This is a genomic window from Streptomyces sp. NPDC037389 (assembly GCF_040636475.1).
GTDB lineage: Bacteria > Actinomycetota > Actinomycetes > Streptomycetales > Streptomycetaceae > Streptomyces > Streptomyces hesseae.
The window spans coordinates 1-1,346 of sequence record NZ_JBEZUS010000062.1; the positions used below are offsets into that span (position 1 = coordinate 1).

A 1,346-nucleotide genomic window follows, 5' to 3' on the forward strand; every position below is an offset into this window, starting at 1 on the left:
TTCCGCCAACTGAGCGTCCACGTGCTAGGGTTCCGCATCCCTCCTGAGAGCGCCCCGGGACACGGCGATGAGCACGGTGTCCGCCAGCGCGTCCGTCAACTGGCCGGTCAGGGGGCGGAGTTCCCGGACCGTCGGTCGCTGCTCCTCCAGCGTTGCCCGCGCCTTGGCGAGGAGCCGCTCTCCCAAGCCCAGTTGCGCCACCTCCATACGGTCGGCGAGCCGGGAAACGGGACCGTCCCCGTCCGTGAGCAGCAGGGCGGTGCGCCCTTGCCCGTCAGCGCGCGGCAGGATCCGTACGCGGCCCGCCCCGGCGCTCACGCTGCCACCTCCGGACGGGCGTGGATGTCACGGGTGTCGAGGTCGACGCCGTACGTGGCGCACCAGAGGATGTCGCGACGCAGCCGCTGGATACGGGCCTTCTCGTCGCGCTCGTAGGCAGTGAGGTAGGGGCGGACGAGGGGGGTGGACGCACCGTCGATCGGCTCGTTCCAGTGGCGGGCGGCGGAGGCGCGGAAGCGCGATGGCGCCGCGGCAGGCGCACCGGCGGGCATGTCGACGGGACGCACCTTCGGCGGCCGTCTCGCTCGATGGCGCCCAGAAGGTAGGACCACCGCTCCCAGCCAACGGATCAGGAATCGCGTAAGTCCAGCCATGCCCTCAACTCCTCGTCACCTCCGGGAACAATGCAGGGGAAAACTCTCATGGGATTCCCATAATGGGCGCCCTCATGAGGGGAGTTCACTGATGTGGGTGACGAAGCTCGAATCCCCGTCCGACGTTCTGGAGAAGTCCATAGGGTCGGGGCGTTGGCCGGCGCCGGCAAGCCGAGCCGCACGTTTCACAGGCGGAGGGGGATGCGACGTGAGCGCCACGCAGACGGGACCGGCCGGTCGGATGCAGATCGCACGGGGCCTGACCTCACTGCGCGAACGATGCGGACTCACCCAGACGCAAGTGGCGGCCCGTGCGGGCGTCAGCACCACCACGGTCAGCCGGTATGAGGCATGGCAGGATCGCGCCCGCATCCGCTGGGCAACGGTGAAGGCCCTGGCCGACGCATGCGACGCCACACCCCAGGAACGCGACGCCCTCGTAGCAGTGGCCAAGTCGCAAGCCGACGGATGGTGGGTCGGCAATAACGCCGTGCCCGAGTGGCTGGATCCGCTCGTCTCGTTCGAGCACCAGGCGGCCTACGAACACGTCTTCGCGAACACCGTAGTTCCGGGCCTGTTGCAGACACGGGAGTACGCCCTCGCCATCCATCAGGCCAGGGAGGTTCGCAGCCCGAACGAGAGCATCGAGCGGATGGTCGAGGCGCGCATGCAACGTCAAACCATCCTGATGCG

Annotated in this window: 3 protein-coding genes; 1 reads left to right on the forward strand and 2 read right to left on the reverse strand. The window is 68.6% G+C overall.

Going from position 1 to position 1,346, the window contains the following annotated elements; translation table 11 throughout:
• Positions 1 to 24: 24 nt before the first annotated feature.
• Together AB0E98_RS33730 and AB0E98_RS33735 are read right to left on the reverse strand one after the other, a co-directional pair.
• Entirely contained in the window at positions 25 to 318 is a 294-nt protein-coding gene (locus tag AB0E98_RS33730; RefSeq protein WP_361710309.1) for a hypothetical protein, read from the reverse strand.
• The gene (locus AB0E98_RS33735; protein ID WP_053637583.1) at positions 315 to 551 is read right to left on the reverse strand and encodes a hypothetical protein; all 237 of its coding nucleotides are present in this window, start codon (positions 549 to 551) and stop codon (positions 315 to 317) included. Before AB0E98_RS33735 ends, AB0E98_RS33730 begins: the two co-directional genes overlap by 4 nt.
• 310 nt (positions 552 to 861) lie before the next feature.
• Between AB0E98_RS33735 and AB0E98_RS33740 the strand changes: the two genes are divergently transcribed.
• Positions 862 to 1,346: Scr1 family TA system antitoxin-like transcriptional regulator (locus AB0E98_RS33740; RefSeq protein WP_361710312.1), on the forward strand; the 485-nt coding region annotated here is incomplete at its 3' end.

Coding starts and splice junctions, on each gene's coding strand:
- AB0E98_RS33735 (WP_053637583.1), bottom strand. CDS start 551: ATGCCCGCCGGTGCGCCTGCCGCGGCGCCATCGCGCTTCCGCGCCTCC.